The organism is Kribbella sp. NPDC031520 (assembly GCF_055580825.1).
In genome coordinates, this window is record NZ_JBVIKS010000003.1 from 359,557 (window position 1) to 376,811 (window position 17,255).

A 17,255-nucleotide genomic window follows, 5' to 3' on the forward strand; every position below is an offset into this window, starting at 1 on the left:
GTACCAACCACCAGTCAGCTGCCGGCGGATCCCAGGACTTTGCTCTTCGGCGTCAGCAGGAACGCCCCGGCGTACAGCAGCGCGGCGATGATCAGCAGCCCGTGGAACCCGATGATCAGCGCGGCGTACTCGAGACAGCCGCCGAGCATCGCGCCGAGCAGGTTCGCGCCGAACGACGCCGTACCGTCCGCGGTGTCGGTGAACCGCTTCGCGAAGATCACGTTCGCCGCGAAGATCGGCATGAACGCGATCAGTACCGCGACCAACGCCCGCAACCCGACCGGCATCTCGAGCAGCCAGCTGTCCGGGAACACCCACGACAACGCGAGCCCGCCGAACAACACCGCGAACATCACCTTCACCGGCGGGGTCCTGAACCGCCTCGTCACCTCGACCGCCGCGAGCACCGCCACCAGCACGCCCGCGAACACGATCGCGTTCACCACCCACGTCGTACCGAACAGCAACGCAAACCCGGTGATGCTCTTCGTCTCCAGCAGCATGAAGCCCGCGCCGAGCAGGAACAGGTCCGCGTACGGACGCATCCGCCGGTACGAGGAACCGCCGCCCGCGATCCCGACGCCGACGAGGCCGGCGACCATGATCAGCCCGAGCGTGACGAGGTACAGCGACGGGATCCGGTCCGTGAACAGGTACAGGAACGGGCGGTTGTCGGTCGCCGGCGGCGGCGTGATCTCGCTGGGCCCGGCCCACTCGGACGCACACGTCTGGTCCTGCTCGGTCAGACCGACGGTGACGACAGCCTGCTGCAGACCGTCACCGATCTTGTCGACGCACGGCTTGTGCCCGAACGCCTCCTGGGCGGTCGACGCCAGCCGATCGATCAGCCAGGTCTCGCGGTAGTAGTTGTACATCGCGAACGCGCCGCCCGGGTTCAGGTGGTCGCGCGCCGACTCGAACGCCTGCTTGGTGAACAGGTAGCTCTCCAGCCGGAGCGAACTCGCACCGTTGACCAGCGTCAGCGAGTCCGGCAACGCCAGCAGGATCATGTCGTACTTCTTGTCGGTCCGGGACAGGAACGCCCGGCCGTCGTCGATGTGCGACGAGACCCGCGGGTCCTGGTACGGCCGGTCCGGGTTCAGCGCCTTGCCGAGGTCGCGGATCCGCGGGTCGATCTCGACCGCGTCCACGTGCGTCGCGCCCTTCTTCAGCGCGATCGCGACGTCCGACCCGGAGCCCGCGCCGATGATCAGTACGTTCTTCGGCTGCTTGCCGGCCGTGGCCCGCGCGTACGGCAGGCCGTACTGCGGCTCCCACTGCAGCCGCGACTCCGCCGGGATCGCCTGCTGGTGCGGTACGCCGTTCACGGTGATCGTGAGCAGCGGGACGCCTTGCCAGGTGTACTGCTTGGTCTTCACCTTGTAGTACGGCGACCAGCTGAGGTCGGGCCGGGTCGACTCGTGGAACAGGATCCCGAGCATCACGATCAGCGGCGTCAGCACGAGCGCGGCACTGACCGCAGTAGCAACCAGTCGCTTGCCGGGAGCGGTCACGGTTCGCGGGATCATCAGCACGGCGAAGACGATCGTGACGATCAGCCCCCACCAGATCGGCGGCGCCCCGAGGAACGACAGCCCGGTGAACGAGACGATCCCGATCAGGCTGCCGACCAGGTCGAACCGGTACGCCGTCAGGCGCGGCAGCTCCGCGAAACACCGGCCGACCAGCTCGGCCGGCCCGGCCAGCACCACCGCGGCCGCGACGAAGATGATCGGCAGGATCACCCAGACCGGCGGGCCGGTGGTGTTCAGGCTGGTGAAGTAGATGACGCTCGACGAGGTACCCCGGTCGACGGTGACCGGCTTCCACGCGATCACCAGGACCAGGAGCCCGAGCATGATCGGCGAGTAGTACGGAAGCCGCTTCGCCCGGCCGGACCGGAGCACGCCGATCCCGATCCCGAGGAACGAGCCGAGCAGCACGAAGTTCGAGAAGTAGCTGAGGTGGACGACGTTCGAGCCGGTCCAGCGGATCAGCGCGAGCTCGGTGAAGAGCATCAGCGCGCTGGACGCGACCAGCCGCGTCCGCACTCCGAACGGGCTCGGCCAACTGGACGTGGGGACGCGGTCAGTAGCTGAGTCGACTGCCATGCGGGGCGACGTTACCGGATATCGAAGTGGCGTGCGTCACCCCGCACCCTTCTTTACGGAGGGTCAGCGGCGCCGGGTCGGCTTGGGCAGTTCACAACCGGACAGGTTGAGGTCGATCGTGCGGTTGGCGGTCAGGCAGGTGTAGAGCCACCAGGTCTGCTCGCCGTACGCCGCACCCTGGTCGACGGTCACGTTGCCGTTCGCGTCCACCTCGCACGGGTTGTTCACCGTGCACTCCTCGCCGTCCTCGTTGCCGGTGTTGTTGATGCCGATCATCTCGCCGGTGGAGGTGCTGACGACGGGCGATCCCGACGTACCGCCGATCGTCTCGCAGCCGGGCTGCTGGTACTTGATCGAGTCCTGCCAGGTCCAGTCGCCCTCGCGGAGCTGCGGGATCGTGGCCTGCACCGAGCAGGTGTAGATCCGTTTCCAGTAACCGGACACGACGGCCATGCCGGCGCCGTCGGCCGGGCCTTGCTTGGCCAGCGTCAGCGGGGTGACGTTCAGGCGGTTCTTGATCGAGGCGTAGCTCTCGTTCACCTCGTACACGATCACGTCGGTCTTGGTCATCGTGCCGTACAGGATCTTGTCGGCGCGGACCGTGCCGGCCCGGCTGGAGTCCGGGTTCAGCAGCGTGATCGACCGGGTCGAGGACTTGTTCACCAGGACCTGGCCGGGCTGCAGGAACCCGCCTTCGTAGCAGTGGCCGTTGGTGAGTACGAGGGCCTTGTCGGTGTCGACGGATTCGGCGTACCGGACGAGGGAGGCGGAGCAGTTGCTCAGCGCGGCGATCCCGGTGAAGTCGGCACCTGGGGCGGCTTGGGCCGCGCTCGTGCCGAGCAGCGTGGTTGTTGCGACCGCGGTAACGGCCAGGACTGTGCGGAAGAGTTTCATGGGGGCGGTTTCCTCACTGGTTGTACTTGAAGGACTTCGTAACGCATCCATCGCCCGCGGACCATCACAGCTGTGTGAAGCAGGGTGAGAGCACGGGTTTTCCTGCGCTGTGTGAGGGGACTGCTACTCTTCGTCTCCGGATCCGCCCGGGTGCGAACCATCGGCACGACCGGCACGTCGTACCAAGTGATGACAAGCAACCAGGTACGGTCGGGAGCAGACCACCGGAGTGGAGAACGGAAGGACGTCATGCCGCAGGAGAAGCCAGACCTGCGCAATCTCCGCGAACCGGTCCGGTTCAAGCGGGCGCTGACACTGCTGTTGATGACGCTGGTCCTGCCCGGATCGGCACAGATCGTGGCCGGCAGCAGGAAGGCCGGCCGCTGGGTCTGGCGGGTGGTCGCCGGACTGATCGCGATCGTCGTCTTCCTGGTCGTTCTCGGCCTGGTCTGGCGATCCGGGACGATCAACTTCCTGGCCCAGCCGAAGACGCTGCGGCTGGTGCAGATCCTGCTGATCGTGCTCGCGTTCGGCTGGGCGGCGCTGTTCGTGGACGCGTACCGGATCAGCCAGCCGCTGATGCTGGAGCGCAACCACCGGCTGATCACCAGCATTCTCGACGGCGTGCTGATCTTCGTCGTGGTCGGTGCGCTGGTCTACGCGAGTGTGATCGTGAACACCCAGCGCGACTTCGTCGCCAGCGTGTTCGGCAGCGGGACCAAGTCGAAGGCCGACAAGGGCCGGTACAACGTGCTGCTGATGGGCGGCGACTCCGGCGCGGACCGGGTCGGTACCCGCCCGGACAGCATGACCGTCGCGAGCGTGGACGCGAACACCGGCCGGACCGTCCTGATCGGCCTGCCACGCAACCTGGCCAAGGTGCCGTTCCCGGCCGGTACGGCGATGGCCAAGCAGTTCCCGGACGGCTTCAAGTGGAAGGACTGCGGCGCGCAGTGCCTGCTGAACGCCGTCTACACGTACGCCGTCGGCCACAAGAGCCTGTTCCCCGGCGACCCGAACCCCGGTGAAACCGCGACCACGCAGGCGATCGAGGCGGTCACCGGGCTGAAGATCAACTACTACGTGCTGATCGACCTGGCCGGCTTCCGCGATCTACTGAACGCGGTCGGCGGGATCACCCTGGACATCGGCAAGCGGGTCCCGATCGGCGGCGAGTCGACCCCGATCAAGGGCTACATCGAGCCGGGCAAGAACGTCCACCTGGACGGCTACCACGCGCTCTGGTTCGCCCGGTCCCGGGCCGAGTCGTCGGACTACGACCGGATGGCGCGGCAGAAGTGCGTGATGGCCGCGATGCTGAACCAGCTGTCGCCGTCGGTGGTGCTGACCAAGTTCCAGGCCATCGCCTCGGCCAGTAAACACGTGGTCAAGACCAGCATCCCGGCGGGCGAACTCGGGACCTTCACGGATCTCGCGCTGGACGCGAAGAAGCTCCCGGTGTCAAGCTTCTCCGCGGTCCCGCCGTTGATCAAGACCAGCGATCCCGACTTCGCGCTGATCAAGACCAAGGTCGCGGAGGCGATCGCGAAGTCCGAATCGCTGGACAAGGGCGGCTCAGGAGGAGACGGTAAGACCTCGAACACTCCGCGTAGCACCGCCACCAGCACCCCGACCAGCCACACCACCAAAAAGCCGAGCAAGAAGCCGACGAGCTCTCCGACCACACCCGCCAACGGCGTCGACGACGTCGCATCGATCTGTAAGGCCTGACCTGATATGCCGCTGTCCCACTGGCCACCCGTGTCCGTCGTGATGCCCGTGCTGAACGAGGAACGCCATCTCGAGGAGGCGGTCGGCCGCGTCCTCGACCAGGACTACCCGGGTGAACTGGAAGTCGTCCTGGCGATCGGCCCGAGCAAGGACCGGACCGAGGAGATCGCGGAGAAGCTGGCCGAGAAGGACCACCGGATCAGCATCGTGCCGAACCCGACCGGCAAGACGCCGGCCGCGCTGAACGTCGGCATCGCGCACGCCAAGCACGACATCCTGGTCCGGGTGGACGGGCACGGCGCGCTCACCGACGGGTACATCACCCGCGCGGTCGAGGTGCTGGACGAGAGCGGCGCGGACAACGTCGGCGGCGTGATGGCCGCCGAGGGCCGGACGCCAACGGAGATGGCGGTCGCCTGCGCGTACCGCTCCCGGCTGGGGCTGGGCGCGTCGACGTTCCACCAGGGCGGCAAAGCCGGCCCGGCCGACACGGTGTACCTGGGTGTGTTCCGGCGGGCCGCGCTGGAGCGGGTCGGCGGCTTCGACGAGACCATGCACCGGGCCCAGGACTGGGAACTGAACTACCGGATCCGCAAGACCGGCGGGCTGATCTGGTTCAGCCCGGACCTGTCGGTGACGTACCGGCCGCGCTCCTCGCTGTCCGCGGTGGCCAAGCAGTTCTTCCACACCGGCCAGTGGCGCCGCGAGGTGATCCGCCGGCACCCGGAGACCGCCAGCAAGCGCTACCTGGCGCCGCCGGTCGCCGTCATCGGCCTCGCGGTCGGCACGATCCTCGGCATCATCGGCCTGGCAACGGGCGTCAGCTGGCTCGACCTCGGCTTCCTGGCCCCGCTGGGCTACGCACTCCTGCTGATGGTCGGGTCCGCGATGGAGGGCCGCTACCTGCCCTGGAAGGCGCTGTTCTGGATGCCCCTGGTCTGTGCCACCATGCACGTCTCCTGGGGCCTCGGCTTCCTGATCGGCCTCCACGAACGCCCGAAGGCCGCCTAGCCGCCCCTGGTCGACTTGATGTAGGCCTCGACGACCTCGTCGACGGAGCCGTCGAGTTTCAGCACGCCGGCGTCCAGCCACAATGCCCGGTTGCAGGTCTCCTGGACGACCTCCAGGCTGTGGCTGACCAGGAACACCGTGCCGGCCTGGTCGCGGAGCTCCTTGATCTTGCGTTCCGACCGGACCCGGAACTCGGCGTCACCGGTGGCCAGCGCCTCGTCGACGAGCAGGATGTCGTGCGTCTTCGCGGACGCGATCGCGAACTTCAGCCGCGCCTGCATACCGGTCGAGTACGTCGACATCGGCAGGTCGATGAAGTCGCCGATCCCGGAGAACTCGACAATCTCGGCGTACCGGCGCTGGGTCTCGGCCGGCGACATACCCATCGCGAGACAGCCGAGGACCACGTTCCGCTCACCGGTCAGGTCGTTCATCATCGCCGCGTTGACGCCGAGCAGCGACGGGCGGCCGCCGGTGTAGACGACGCCGGACGCGGGCGGCAGCAGGCCGGCGATCGCGCGCAGCATCGTCGACTTGCCGGAGCCGTTGCGGCCGATGACCCCGATCGCGTCGCCCTTGTAGGCGGTGAAGCTGACGTCCTTGACCGCGTGCACCTCGCGGATCGTCGGCCGGTCCTGGCGCTTGATGATCCGGCGCAGCGCGGTCGCCGCCGTACCCTTGCCGCCCTGGCCCGCGATCACCTTGTAGATGATGTCGAGGTGGTCCGCGATGACCGTCGGTTCAGCCGCGTCCATAGCGGTCCTCCGCACGCCAGAAGTACCAGAGTCCGCCGGCCAGCATCACGAACGACCAGACGATCGCGATCGTCCACGCGTGCGGGAGCTGGTTCTTCTGATGCTCGGTGAGCAACGAACGCCGGACGATGTCGATGTACGCCGAGATCGGGTTGAACGCCAGCACCTGGACCACCCAGCCCGGGGCGTGCAGCTGCGACAGCTTGTACGGCAGCGAGAAGAAGATCCCGGACGCGTACAGCCAGGTGCGCGTGATGAACGGCAGCAACTGGCTGATGTCGGTCACGAACGTCCCGATCCGCGCGAAGACCAACGTGATGCCGATGTTGAACATCACCTGCAGCAGCATCGCGGGGACGACAAGGAACCACCGCCACGCGGGACCGTCGGTGAAGCCGACGACGAGGAACAGCAGGCCCAGCGAGATCAGCATCTGGTTCAGCTCGTTCAGCACGTAGGCGAGCGGCAGGGTCGCACGCGGGAAGTGCAGGGTGCGGATCAGCGACAGGTTCAGCGCCAGCGAGCGGGACCCTTCCGTCATGCAGCGCTGGGTGAACGTGAACACGAACACCCCGCTGAGCAGGAACGCGACGTAGTTGTCGATCCCGTTCCTCGTCCCCAGCAGCACCCCGAAGGCGAGGTAGTACACCCCGGCGTTCAGCAGCGGGGTGAGGACCTGCCAGATCGAGCCGAGGCGGGCCCCGGCGTACATGGCATAGGTGCGTGCGGTGGCATAACTGACGACGAACTTACGACGGCTCCACAGCTCGCGCAGGTACGAGCTGAGCGGCGGGCGGATCGAGCTCTTGGAGAGTCCGTAGCGTTCGGCCAGTGCCGCCGGATCGGATACTCCGGTCGACCCGGTCGGCGTTGCGGCGGTCGGCATTGCAGCACAGTACTGCGGTCCGTGACGGGGTAGTGACGCAGGTCAGCCCACTAAGCGGGCTTTCAGGTTCCTGAGCTCGCTTTCAGTGATACCACCGATGCGCAGGTATGCCTCCGGCCCGCCGTACTTCCTGTCCAGATGGCGCAGGATCGCGACGATCGACTCGGCCCGGGTATCGCGGAACTCGATCATTTCCGGGTGTTTCGCGGTATCCGGTTCGGCCGCCAGTTGCTCCTCGAGCCAGCGTGCCATTCGCGACTGCGTGAGGTAGTAGTCGGCGACGATCTCGTCCTCGGGGACACCGGCGACGCTGAGGGCCAGCGCGACGACCATTCCGGTGCGGTCCTTGCCGCCGTGGCAGTGCACGACGACCGCGCCGTCCTGCTCGTCGGCGATCGCCTTCACAGCCGCGGCGAAGAGCTCGGGGCGTTGGTCGAGCATCCACGTACAGGCTTGAACGATGGTCGGTTGACCGTGGTCCGGGTCGGCCGGGTCTTGCAGGGGCTGGTGGACCGCGACCGGCGTGTTGGTGAAGGGTGTCGGGTACGCCGCGACTTCGGCGTCTCCGCGAAGGTCGAGGATTCTTCCCACGCCCGCGCGGCGCACTGCGGCAACACCTTCGTCGGTCAGGTACCCAAGACTGTCGGCGCGGATCAGCACACCTTCGCGGACAACCCGTCCGTCAGTAGTAGGCAGCCCTCCGACATCACGAACGTTGCGGCAGCCAGGCCAGTCGAGGTCCACGGTCACCGGTCCTGCGGGCGGTCGGGGTTCGGGCCCGGGTTGTACGGCGGCGGTGGGAAGGTGTCGGTGGGGCGGCGGTTGCGGTTGCGGAGGACCAGGCCGATGACCAGGAAGGTGACGCCGAGGCCGATGAAGACCAGCAGCGAGAAGACCGTACCGAGGATCGACACCACGAAGGCGAGCACCGACGACTTCGGGCCGGCGGAGTACGTCGCGCTGGTCTGGTCGTCGGTGCAGGAGATGCTGTAGTCCCCGGCCGGTACGGCCTTCGCCGACCGCGCGACGACGTACCAGCTCTCGCCGTTGATCGTGATCGTCTCCGACCCGGTCACCTTCTTCAGCGGTACGTCGTTCCCGTTCGCGTCCTGCGCCGTGCAGGGCGGGCCGGGCACCGGGATCGACGAGTAGATCGTCAGCCCGTCCTTCTTCAGGTGCACCCGCCCGTTCTCGATCGGCTGCGGCGTCCGCGGCGCCGTGACGACGATCCGCCAGGCGAAGAACCCGGCCAGGAGCACACCGATCACGAAACAGGCGATGCCGATCGCCGGCAGGACCGACTTCTTGGGCGCCCCGGGCTGCAAGCTCATAGCTGCACGGTAGCGGCTACGGAGACTGCTATGGCCGGTTAACGGCCTACGGGACGCCGAGCAGGCGCAAGCCGGCCGCGGTCGCGGCGGCGGCCACGACGACCAGGACGAACGGCGCCTTGCGCCAGGCCAGGACTCCGCCTACCAGCACCCCGGCGGGGCGGGCGATGCCGGCCGGGCCGTGGCCGGCGGTCAGGGCTGAGGTGGCTACCAGGGCTGTGAGTAGGACGATGGCGGCGGCCGCCAGCAACTGCTGGATCCGTTCCGGGACCTCGAAGCGGCTCCGGAGGGCAGGCCCCGCGAACCGCATCGAGAAGGTGCCTACGGCAAGCACTCCGATCCCGACCAGCAACAAGGGCGTGTTCGTCATCGAGCCACCTCCTCCAGTGCGGGCTTCTCCGACCGGTAGAACAGCAGGCCCACAAGGGCAAGCAGTACGGGCAGACCGGCCGGCAGGAAAGGCGTTGCGGCCAAGGCGATCACGACGCCGACGAGGGCCGCCGTACGGGTACGACGATCGCGCAGCGCGGGAAGGACCAGCGCCAGCAGGACTGCCGGGAACGCCGCGTCCAGACCGAACACGTCCGTGTCGGTGATGACGGATCCGGCCAGGCCGCCGATCACCACGCCGACGTTCCAGCAGACGAAGATGCCGATGCCACCGGCCCAGTACGCCGCTCGCTGCTGCTCGAGCTCGTTCTGCCCCATCGCGAACGCGACGTTCTCGTCGGTCATCACGTGGCTCCCGGGCCACCGCCGCCACCCGCTGCCGATCACGTCACTGAGCGCCAGCCCGAACGCGACATGCCGGCTGTTCACCAGCAACCCCGCGATCATCGCGGCGATCGGGCTGCCACCGGCCGCGACGATCCCGACGAACAGGAACTGCGACGCACCCGCGAAGACGACGACCGACAGCAGGATCGGGACCCACAACGGCAGCCCGTTGCCGACGCTGATCGCGCCGTACGACAGCCCGACGACACTGTCGGCCAGACACACCAGCGCGATGTCGCGGGCCAGGCCCCGGTCGAGTGTTCGCCAGATCGAACGCATGGGCATTATGATGAACACCATCCCGCCCGTTCGTCAACCCGAACAATCGGACCGATGGAGCGAACACTCGCATGGACAGCAGCCGAGCACCACTCGACGTGATCGCAGCCTCCCTGCGCCGGCATCGCGCCCGCGCCGGGCTCTCCCTCACCGAGGTCGCCAAACGCGCCGGCGTCGCCAAGTCCACGCTGTCCCAGCTGGAGTCCGGCACCGGCAACCCGAGCGTGGAAACCCTGTGGGCGCTGGCCGTCGCGCTCGACACCCCGTTCTCCGCGCTCCTCGACCCGCCGCGCCCGAGGGTGCAGATCATCCGCGCCGGGGAAGGCCCGGTGATCTACTCCGAACAGGCCGAGTACAGCGCCACCCTGGTCGCGTCCAGCCCGCCGAACGCCCGTCGCGACCTGTACCGGATCGTCGCCTCCCCCGGCCCCGGCCGGAAGTCCGACCCGCACATGCCGGGCGTCGTCGAACACGTCATCCTCAGCTCCGGCCGTGCCCTGGTCGGTCCCCTCGACGATCCGGTCGAACTGCGCCCCGGCGACTACATCGCCTACCCCGGGGACCTCCCGCACATCTTCCAGGCCCTCGAGGAGAACACGACCGCAACGCTCGTCTCGGAGCACGTCTAACGCCGCTTGAGCTGCCAGCCGACCGCGACCAGCGCCGTCGCACCGGCCACACCGCACACGAGGGCGATGGCGGTCGGCAGGGAGTACGCATCGCTCAAGAGTCCGGTGGAGATGGCAGTCGCGGCCACGCCCAGGTACACACAGGTCAGGAACGCGGCAGTCACCTCACCGCGCCGGGCGTCGGGTGCGAGCTGATTGACCTCCGCCTGCGAACCGAAGTACGTCAGACCCAGCCCGGCGCCGGCGAACAGAGCCGCGGCGACGATCAGTACGAGCGACTTCGCCGGGAAGGCCCCGACCAGGGCCGCCAGGCCGACGATCAGCGACACCAACCCGGCAGGCTGGGCCCGGCGCGGCGCGAGCTGCAGCCGGACCGAGATCGCCTGGACGGCACACGCGGCGGCCAGCATCATCGCGGCGATGGCGCCCAGCAAGGCCAGGTTGTGATTGTGCAGGAGTTGCGCGGTGTACGACGGTATGACGGACAGGAAGAGGCCACCGACCGCCCAAACCGTTGCACCACTCAGCCCCGCGCGGGCGAAGTCCGCCCGGATCTCGGCCGGTACGGACGGGCGCTGCGGCCGCCATCGGCCGCTGACCGGCTCGCGCGGCAGCCGGGAGACGGCGATCGCGGCGACGACAGTGAGCACCAGGCCGACACCGTAGGGAAGTTGTCGCGGGTACGGCGCCCACTCAGCGAGTGCGCCGGCGACCAAGGGGCCTGCGGCACTCCCACCGCTCTGCGCGAGAACTGTGGCGAGGGCCGCCTTGCCGTGGTCGTCGTCCGGCTCGAACTCCACGAGCGCTGCAGCTGCGGTTCCGGCCGTGGCGCCCAGCGCGACGCCGGCTGCGATCCGACCGGCGAAGAGCCACGCGGTGCTCTGTGCCACCGCGAGCAGGATCAGTCCGACGGCGCCGAGGCTCAACCCGCCGAGCAGGACCCGCGGCCGGCCGATCTGGTCCGACAGCTGCCCGAACACCAGCAGCGAAGGCACCAGTACCGCCATGTAGACGGCGAAGATCAGCGTCAGTTCGGTCCCGGAGAAACCGAACCGCTCCCGGTACACGCCGTACAGCGGCGTCGGCAGGTTTCCGTCGAACAACAACACGAACAACGCGGCAGCCGTTACCAGGAACGGCCCACGACGACTCGTTCCGATCCGTTCCACTGCACTAGTCATCACGTTCCGTGTGCCCGCCCGGCACAATCACAAACTATGCACGTTTGCGAGCATCTGTAACGTTAACCGCTCACCTCTAGACATCTCCGTACAACTCTGCGCATCATCGACGAGGAGAGCTCTCGCAGCCGAAGTACCGCCCCACTTCGCTCGGAGGTAGTGCCCGATGAGACTCAGATCCCTACTGCTCTGCGCCCTGCTCGCCCTTGCCGCCGCTTTGGTTCCCGGTAGCGCGTCGGCCGTCGGGGTGACGCCCGGAACCTACGTCAACTACACGTTCGACACGGCCTCGCTGACCTCGGTCGAGTTCCGGATGACGATCAACAACTCACCCGGTCGCGCGAACGTCTACTGGGCCAACCAGTTCGGCTTCACCGGCGGCGACGTCGGCGGGTACACCGGCATGCAGATGCATCGCGACGGCGGCGGCATGTTCCTGTACTCGCTCTGGAACTCCACCGCCTGGAAGGCCGGTGACGCCGGCACGTACTGCATCAAGTTCCAGGAGGACGGCACCGGCGGCAGCTGCCGCCTCGACAAGGCCCCGGCCCCGGGCCACACGTACGCGTTCGCCGTCGCGAGCGAAGGCAGCGGCTGGTACGGCGTGACGGTCCGCGACCTGACCGCCGGTACGTCGTTCAAACTCGGCAGTCTGCAGACCGGGTCCGGCAACACGATCAGCACGTCGGGCATGGTCAGCTGGACCGAGTACTTCGACTGGAACAACGACAACGCCACCTGCGACGACGAGCCGTACTCGAAGCTGACGATGGCCGCCCCGACCAGCGGCAGCCTGGCCGCGCACTTCACCGGTACGTCGGAGAGCACGGGCTGCGCCGCCGACAGCCAGGTCACCCTGAACGGATCGACGGCCGTCCAGGAAAACGGCATCGGAAACTCCGCCTCCGGCGACATCCGCGGCAGCGGCGGCTGCCTCGACGTTTCCGGATCCGACGGTACGACGATCCTCCTGTACAGCTGCACCGGCGGCGACAACCAGAACTGGGTACACGCCGAGAACACGACGTTCCACGCCGAGTTCGCCTGCCTGGACGCGAGCGCGACCCAAGCCGGCGCCGTGATTCTCTACAGCTGTCACGGCGGCACGAACCAGCAGTGGACACTCCCGGGCGACGGCACGATTCGCACCGGCGGCCGCTGCCTCACCGCACCAGTTGCCCTGGGCAACCCGGTGACCGTTGCTACCTGCAACAACTCGGCGGCGCAACGCTGGACGTTCTGACAACGGAAAGCGGGGCGCCCCTAACCAGGGCGCCCCGCCTTTGCCAAGCTCAGAGCTTGCGGCCGACCCCGCCGACGATGCACTCCTCGACCTGGTTCAGCGGCTTGATCCGCGGGCCGTCCGGCCACCAGTCGTCACAGAGCACCAGCCCCGGCTCGACCAGTTCCTGGTCGGGGAAGAACGTCATCAGCTCCGCACGGGTGCGGAACCGGCCACTGCCCATCGGGCTGTGGATGAACTTCTCCTCCATCTTCCGGGCGACCTCGGAGTGCTCCGGGGTCTCCGGGTCGTAGAAGTGTGAGACAACCGTGTACGACCCGGGCACCACCGCGTCGACGTACTTCTGCATGATCTGCGCGCCCTCGTCGCCGATGTAGTGGTGCAGCGTGCCGTTCTGGATCACGGCGATCGGCTCGCTGAAGTCGAGGAAACCGCGCACCTCCTTGTTGCCCAGCACCTCGTCCGGGTCGAAGATGTCGGCGCTGACGAACAGCGTGTTCTCGTTCTCCTCCAGCAGCGCGCGGCCGTGCGCGAGCACCACCGGGTCGTTGTCGATGTAGAGCACCTTGGCCTCGGGCTGGATCCGCTGCACGACCTGGTGGGTGTTCTCGGCGGTCGGCAGACCGGACCCGCAGTCCAGGTACTGCGTGATCCCCGCCTGGCCGGCCAGGAACCGGCAGGCGCGGATCAGGAAGTTCCGGTTCGACCAGGCCAGGTCCTGAGCCTGCGGCGCCGCGCTCTGGACCCGGCGCAGTACCTCGCGGTCGACCTCGAAGTTGTCCTTGCCGCCGAGGAAGGCGTCGTACACCCGGGCGATGCTGGCCCGGGTCGTGTCGACGCCGACCGGATTCGAGCTAGGCGCTTTGGTGGCATCGACCATCAGTGAACCTCGCAGAAAGAGATCGGGAAGTCTGTTCGACAGACTCTACCGAGAGTACGGCCGACTGAACACATCGTGTCGGCGCCTGCGGGTGGACATATTCACGCACCGTTATGAAATGATCAACTGCAGCACACCGAACCACTGCTGCTGGGAGGCCAGAGGTGACCGAGCCGGGGGCGTACGGCGGCCCGACCGCCCTGCGCATCATGCTCGGAGTGCACCTGCGCCGGTTGCGCGAGTCCGCGGGGGTCAGCCGGACCGACGCGGGCTGGGCGATCCGTGGCTCGGAGTCCAAGATCAGCAGGCTGGAGCTCGGCCGGGTCGGTTTCAAGGTCCGCGACGTCGACGACCTGCTGACGCTGTACAAGGTGGACGACGAGGTCGAGCGGGACCGGCTGCTGGCGCTGGCCCGGGACGCGAACAACCCGGGCTGGTGGCAACGCTACGACGACCTCACGCCGCAGTGGTTCCACTCCTACCTCGGCCTGGAGATGGCGGCCGACCTGATCCGTACGTTCGAGCTGCAGTTCGTCCCGGGTCTGCTGCAGACCCCGGAGTACGCGAAGGCCGTCATCCAGCTCGGCCGGCACGACATTCCGCTGCCGAAGGCCGAGGTGGATCGCCTTGTGTCGTTGCGAATGAGCCGCCAGGAAGTGCTGACTCGGCAACGACCCGCACGGTTGTGGGCCGTCCTGGACGAGTCGGTCCTGCGCCGTCCGATCGGCAGTCCGCAGGTCCTGCGCAACCAGCTCGAGTACCTGATCGAGGCGGCCCGGCGGCACAACGTGACGCTGCAGATCATCCCGTTCGAGCAGGGCGGGTACACCGCGACCGGCGGCGCGTTCACCCTGCTCCGGTTCAACGACCCGGACCTGCCCGACATCGTCTACATCGAACACCTGACCAGTGCCGTCTACCTCGACAAGCGCGAGGAACTCGACACGTACGTCGTCACGATGGACGCGGTCTCGATCACCGCGGCCCAGCCGCGCGAGACCGAGACCCTGATCCGGCGCGCGATCGAACGCCTCGACGAAGCAACGAACTAACGTCGCTGGGCGCCCGGACCGGCCTGGAAGGCGACCTCGCGGGGCGCGGGTTCGTGGCCGGCTTCGCATCTCATCACGACGGTGACGCGTTCGCCGCAGTCGCCGCGGTGCCGCGGCTCGATCGGCGGGCCGGCGTCGAGCGGGAGGTACTCGTCGGCCCACTGCACCATCGCGACCAGCACCGGGTAGAGGTCCATCCCTGCCTGAGTCAGTCGGTACTCCGAGCGCTCGCGCTGTCCGGGCAGGCGGTAGGGGTGCCGGCGGATCAGGCCGCGCTCGATCAGGGCGGCGAGCCGTTCGGTCAGCACCTGGCGCGGGACGCCCGCGCGGGCCCGGATGTCCTCGAAGCGGCGGACACCGACGAAGAGCTCACGCAGCACGTGAAAAGTCCACTTGTCGCCGAGGATGTCCATCGTCCGGGAGATCGTGCAGTTCTCCGTGGACCAGTTCATCGCTTCCGGAACCTGCTCGTTCAGTGCCGTGCTCATGTGAACAATGATAAGTCCGCTTGACAGACTCAGCCAAGCCAGCAAGGCTGAATCCGTGAACCAGACTCAGACGGGACCGCCACTCGTCCGTCGCGCCGGCGAACCCGACGCGGACGAGCTGGCCAGGATGCTCACCGGGCTGACCGATCTCAGCCGCTACTTCCGGTTCCAGACCGCGATCGGTACGCCGCCGCGGGCCGCGCTGCTGCTCCGGATGCTGTGCCCGGCCGGCGCCGCGTTCGTCGCGACCCGGTGCGGCACGATCGTCGGACATGCCATGTGGGCCTGGGCTCCGGGCGCGGCGACTGCCGAACTCGCGGCCGTGATCGCGGAGGACGAGCAGCGCCGCGGACTCGGGGTCCGGATGCTGTCGGTCGCCGCGGCGGACGCGATCGCGGCCGGGGCGCGGTCATTTCTGTTCGTGGTGAGCGCGGCCAACGAGCGTTCGGTCCGGATGGTACGGCGGCGCTGGCCGGACGCGACGGTCGAACGGGACGGCCCGCTGCTGATGTTCGTCGCGCCGGCCCGCCTGCCTGACCGGTTACCGGACCAGCCGGAAGAACGCGCGGATGTCGCCGACCAGCAGGTCCGGAGCCTCGAGCGCAGCGAAGTGCCCGCCGCGAGTGAACTCCGACCAGTGGACGATGTGGTGCCGGCGGTCCAGGACGCGGCGGATCGCCGGATCGGTCGGAAACACGGCGATCCCGGTCGGTACGCCGGGCCGGAGGTCGTCGGCCTTGAGGCGGTTCTCGTAGTACAGATTGGCGGAGGTCGCGCTCGTGTTGGTGAACCAGTAGATCGACACGTCGGTCAGCAGGTGATCGAGGTCGACGGCGTCCTCGGGGAGTCCACGGGCCGGATCGGTCCATTCCCAGAACTTCTCCAGGATCCACGCCAGCTGGCCGACGGGTGAATCGCTCAGCCCGAAAGAAACCGTTTGCGGACGCGTTCCCTGCAGGTCGGCGTACCCGGTCCCGACCGCCCGCAACCGCTCGGCGGCGGCCAGGCGCTCGCGTTCGGCATCGGTCACCACGTCGCCCTGCCGCAGATCCTCCGGGAACGCCAGCCCGCCGTTGATGTGGACGCCGACCACGTTTTCCGGATCCAGCTGCCCGACCATCGGCGACACGACGGATCCCGTGTCACCACCTTGCGCGCCGTACCGCTGGTAGCCCAGCCGATGCATCAGCTCGACCCATGCGCGAGCGATCCGCCGGTGGTCCCAGCCGTCCGTCAACGGAACCGAGAAACCGTGTCCCGGAACGGACGGTGCCACGACGTGGAACGCGTCGCGCGGATCTCCGCCGTACGCGGCCGGGTCGGTGAGCGGCCCGATGACATCGAGGAATTCGGCCACCGAGCCCGGCCAGCCGTGCGTCAGCAGGAGTGGCAATGCATCCGGCTCGGGCGAGCGTACCTGCAGGAAATGCACTGTCTGACCGTCGATCTCCGTCTGGTACTGCGGAAACGCGTTGAGCCGCTCTTCCCACACTCGCCAGTCGTACGTCGCCCACCGCGCGGCCACATGTTGCAGGTAGTCCACCGGCACGCCCCGCTCCCACCCACCGGGTAGTTGCCGGGGCCAACGAATCCGACGTAGCCGTTCCCGCAGGTCGAGCACATCCGATTCGGGCACCGCGATCCGGAACTCAGAGATCATGCGCGCGCTCGTGCAGCGGCTCGTACAAACCGACCTCGCCGCCACCCGGCAACCGGAACGCGGTCAGCACCCCCCACCGCTGCCGCTCGACAGGCCGCACGAACTCGACACCGCGGGCGGTGAGGTCGCTCATCGTCTGCTCGAGGTCGTCGCACATCAACAACAACTCGTGCGACGCCGCCTCGGCCGGATGAACAGCCACCTCGGCCGGCGGCAGCTTGAAGATCAGCCAGCCGTGGCCGGCATCCACCGACGGATACTCCAGCACGTCCCGGAAGAACGCCCGATCCGCCTCCGCGTCAGTGCTGTAGACGATCACATGCGCGCCGTTGATCATCTACAGCACT

The 17,255-nt window shown here is 67.8% G+C and carries 18 protein-coding genes and 1 pseudogene; 6 read left to right on the forward strand and 13 right to left on the reverse strand.

From position 1 onward, the window contains the following. Positions 1–14: 14 nt before the first annotated feature. Both ACZ5BU_RS17100 and ACZ5BU_RS17105 read right to left on the reverse strand, forming a co-directional pair. On the reverse strand, positions 15–2,111 hold the full coding sequence (locus ACZ5BU_RS17100; RefSeq protein ID WP_465699881.1) for a spermine/spermidine synthase domain-containing protein: 2,097 nt from the start codon (positions 2,109–2,111) through the stop codon (positions 15–17). 63 nt (positions 2,112–2,174) lie between these two features. Further along, positions 2,175–3,005 carry a S1 family peptidase gene (locus ACZ5BU_RS17105; RefSeq protein WP_465699883.1) on the reverse strand — a complete coding sequence of 277 codons (831 nt, stop codon included), beginning with the start codon at positions 3,003–3,005 and terminating at the stop codon, positions 2,175–2,177. A gap of 249 nt (positions 3,006–3,254) precedes the next feature. Between ACZ5BU_RS17105 and ACZ5BU_RS17110 the strand changes: the two genes are divergently transcribed. Together ACZ5BU_RS17110 and ACZ5BU_RS17115 are read left to right on the forward strand one after the other, a co-directional pair. Beyond that, positions 3,255–4,736, forward strand: coding sequence for an LCP family protein (locus tag ACZ5BU_RS17110; RefSeq protein ID WP_465699885.1), 1,482 nt, complete (start codon positions 3,255–3,257; stop codon positions 4,734–4,736). A gap of 6 nt (positions 4,737–4,742) precedes the next feature. Beyond that, a complete protein-coding gene (locus tag ACZ5BU_RS17115; protein ID WP_465699887.1) occupies positions 4,743–5,747 on the forward strand; it encodes a glycosyltransferase family 2 protein in 1,005 nt (334 codons plus the stop codon). Here the strand turns inward: ACZ5BU_RS17115 and ACZ5BU_RS17120 are convergent. The 6 genes from ACZ5BU_RS17120 to ACZ5BU_RS17145 are packed head-to-tail and all read right to left on the reverse strand — an operon-like array spanning position 5,744 to position 9,775. Next, on the reverse strand, positions 5,744–6,502 hold the full coding sequence (locus ACZ5BU_RS17120; protein ID WP_465699889.1) for an ABC transporter ATP-binding protein: 759 nt from the start codon (positions 6,500–6,502) through the stop codon (positions 5,744–5,746). The two genes, ACZ5BU_RS17115 and ACZ5BU_RS17120, sit on opposite strands and share 4 nt — an antisense overlap. Next, positions 6,489–7,388, reverse strand: coding sequence for an ABC transporter permease (locus ACZ5BU_RS17125; protein ID WP_465699891.1), 900 nt, complete (start codon positions 7,386–7,388; stop codon positions 6,489–6,491). The genes ACZ5BU_RS17120 and ACZ5BU_RS17125 overlap by 14 nt, the downstream gene beginning before the upstream one ends. A gap of 42 nt (positions 7,389–7,430) precedes the next feature. After that, positions 7,431–8,132: a tyrosine-protein phosphatase gene (locus ACZ5BU_RS17130; protein ID WP_465699893.1), complete on the reverse strand. Its 702-nt coding sequence runs from the start codon at positions 8,130–8,132 to the stop codon at positions 7,431–7,433. A 2-nt stretch (positions 8,133–8,134) separates the two neighbouring features. Beyond that, a complete protein-coding gene (locus ACZ5BU_RS17135; protein WP_465699895.1) occupies positions 8,135–8,719 on the reverse strand; it encodes a hypothetical protein in 585 nt (194 codons plus the stop codon). Between the two features lie 46 nt (positions 8,720–8,765). Further along, positions 8,766–9,089, reverse strand: coding sequence for an AzlD domain-containing protein (locus tag ACZ5BU_RS17140; RefSeq protein WP_465699896.1), 324 nt, complete (start codon positions 9,087–9,089; stop codon positions 8,766–8,768). After that, positions 9,086–9,775, reverse strand: coding sequence for an AzlC family ABC transporter permease (locus tag ACZ5BU_RS17145; protein ID WP_465699898.1), 690 nt, complete (start codon positions 9,773–9,775; stop codon positions 9,086–9,088). Before ACZ5BU_RS17145 ends, ACZ5BU_RS17140 begins: the two co-directional genes overlap by 4 nt. 71 nt (positions 9,776–9,846) lie before the next feature. Between ACZ5BU_RS17145 and ACZ5BU_RS17150 the strand changes: the two genes are divergently transcribed. Beyond that, entirely contained in the window at positions 9,847–10,404 is a 558-nt protein-coding gene (locus ACZ5BU_RS17150; RefSeq protein ID WP_465699900.1) for a helix-turn-helix domain-containing protein, read from the forward strand. Here the strand turns inward: ACZ5BU_RS17150 and ACZ5BU_RS17155 are convergent. Next, positions 10,401–11,585 (reverse strand): MFS transporter, encoded by a 1,185-nt coding sequence (locus ACZ5BU_RS17155; RefSeq protein ID WP_465699902.1) that lies wholly within the window; start codon positions 11,583–11,585, stop codon positions 10,401–10,403. The genes ACZ5BU_RS17150 and ACZ5BU_RS17155 overlap by 4 nt on opposite strands. A 166-nt stretch (positions 11,586–11,751) precedes the next feature. Between ACZ5BU_RS17155 and ACZ5BU_RS17160 the strand changes: the two genes are divergently transcribed. Further along, entirely contained in the window at positions 11,752–12,828 is a 1,077-nt protein-coding gene (locus ACZ5BU_RS17160; protein WP_465699904.1) for a ricin-type beta-trefoil lectin domain protein, read from the forward strand. Positions 12,829–12,877: 49 nt separating this feature from the next. Here ACZ5BU_RS17160 and ACZ5BU_RS17165 read toward each other — a convergent pair whose 3' ends face one another. After that, positions 12,878–13,708: an SAM-dependent methyltransferase gene (locus tag ACZ5BU_RS17165; protein ID WP_465699906.1), complete on the reverse strand. Its 831-nt coding sequence runs from the start codon at positions 13,706–13,708 to the stop codon at positions 12,878–12,880. Between the two features lie 164 nt (positions 13,709–13,872). Between ACZ5BU_RS17165 and ACZ5BU_RS17170 the strand changes: the two genes are divergently transcribed. Continuing rightward, entirely contained in the window at positions 13,873–14,760 is an 888-nt protein-coding gene (locus ACZ5BU_RS17170; RefSeq protein ID WP_465699908.1) for a helix-turn-helix domain-containing protein, read from the forward strand. Here ACZ5BU_RS17170 and ACZ5BU_RS17175 read toward each other — a convergent pair. Further along, a complete protein-coding gene (locus ACZ5BU_RS17175) occupies positions 14,757–15,248 on the reverse strand; it encodes a winged helix-turn-helix transcriptional regulator (protein ID WP_465699910.1) in 492 nt (163 codons plus the stop codon). The two genes, ACZ5BU_RS17170 and ACZ5BU_RS17175, sit on opposite strands and share 4 nt — an antisense overlap. Before the next feature lie 277 nt (positions 15,249–15,525). On the opposite strand from ACZ5BU_RS17175, the pseudogene ACZ5BU_RS17180 reads away from it, so the two are divergent. Further along, positions 15,526–15,651: pseudogene (locus ACZ5BU_RS17180) on the forward strand (GNAT family N-acetyltransferase); the annotation flags it as partial. A 138-nt stretch (positions 15,652–15,789) separates the two neighbouring features. Here ACZ5BU_RS17180 and ACZ5BU_RS17185 read toward each other — a convergent pair. Then, a complete protein-coding gene (locus ACZ5BU_RS17185; protein WP_465699912.1) occupies positions 15,790–16,908 on the reverse strand; it encodes an epoxide hydrolase family protein in 1,119 nt (372 codons plus the stop codon). Beyond that, complete coding sequence (locus ACZ5BU_RS17190) at positions 16,898–17,245, reverse strand: VOC family protein (RefSeq protein ID WP_465699914.1); 348 nt, start codon at positions 17,243–17,245, stop codon at positions 16,898–16,900. Before ACZ5BU_RS17190 ends, ACZ5BU_RS17185 begins: the two co-directional genes overlap by 11 nt. Positions 17,246–17,255 lie beyond the last annotated feature (10 nt).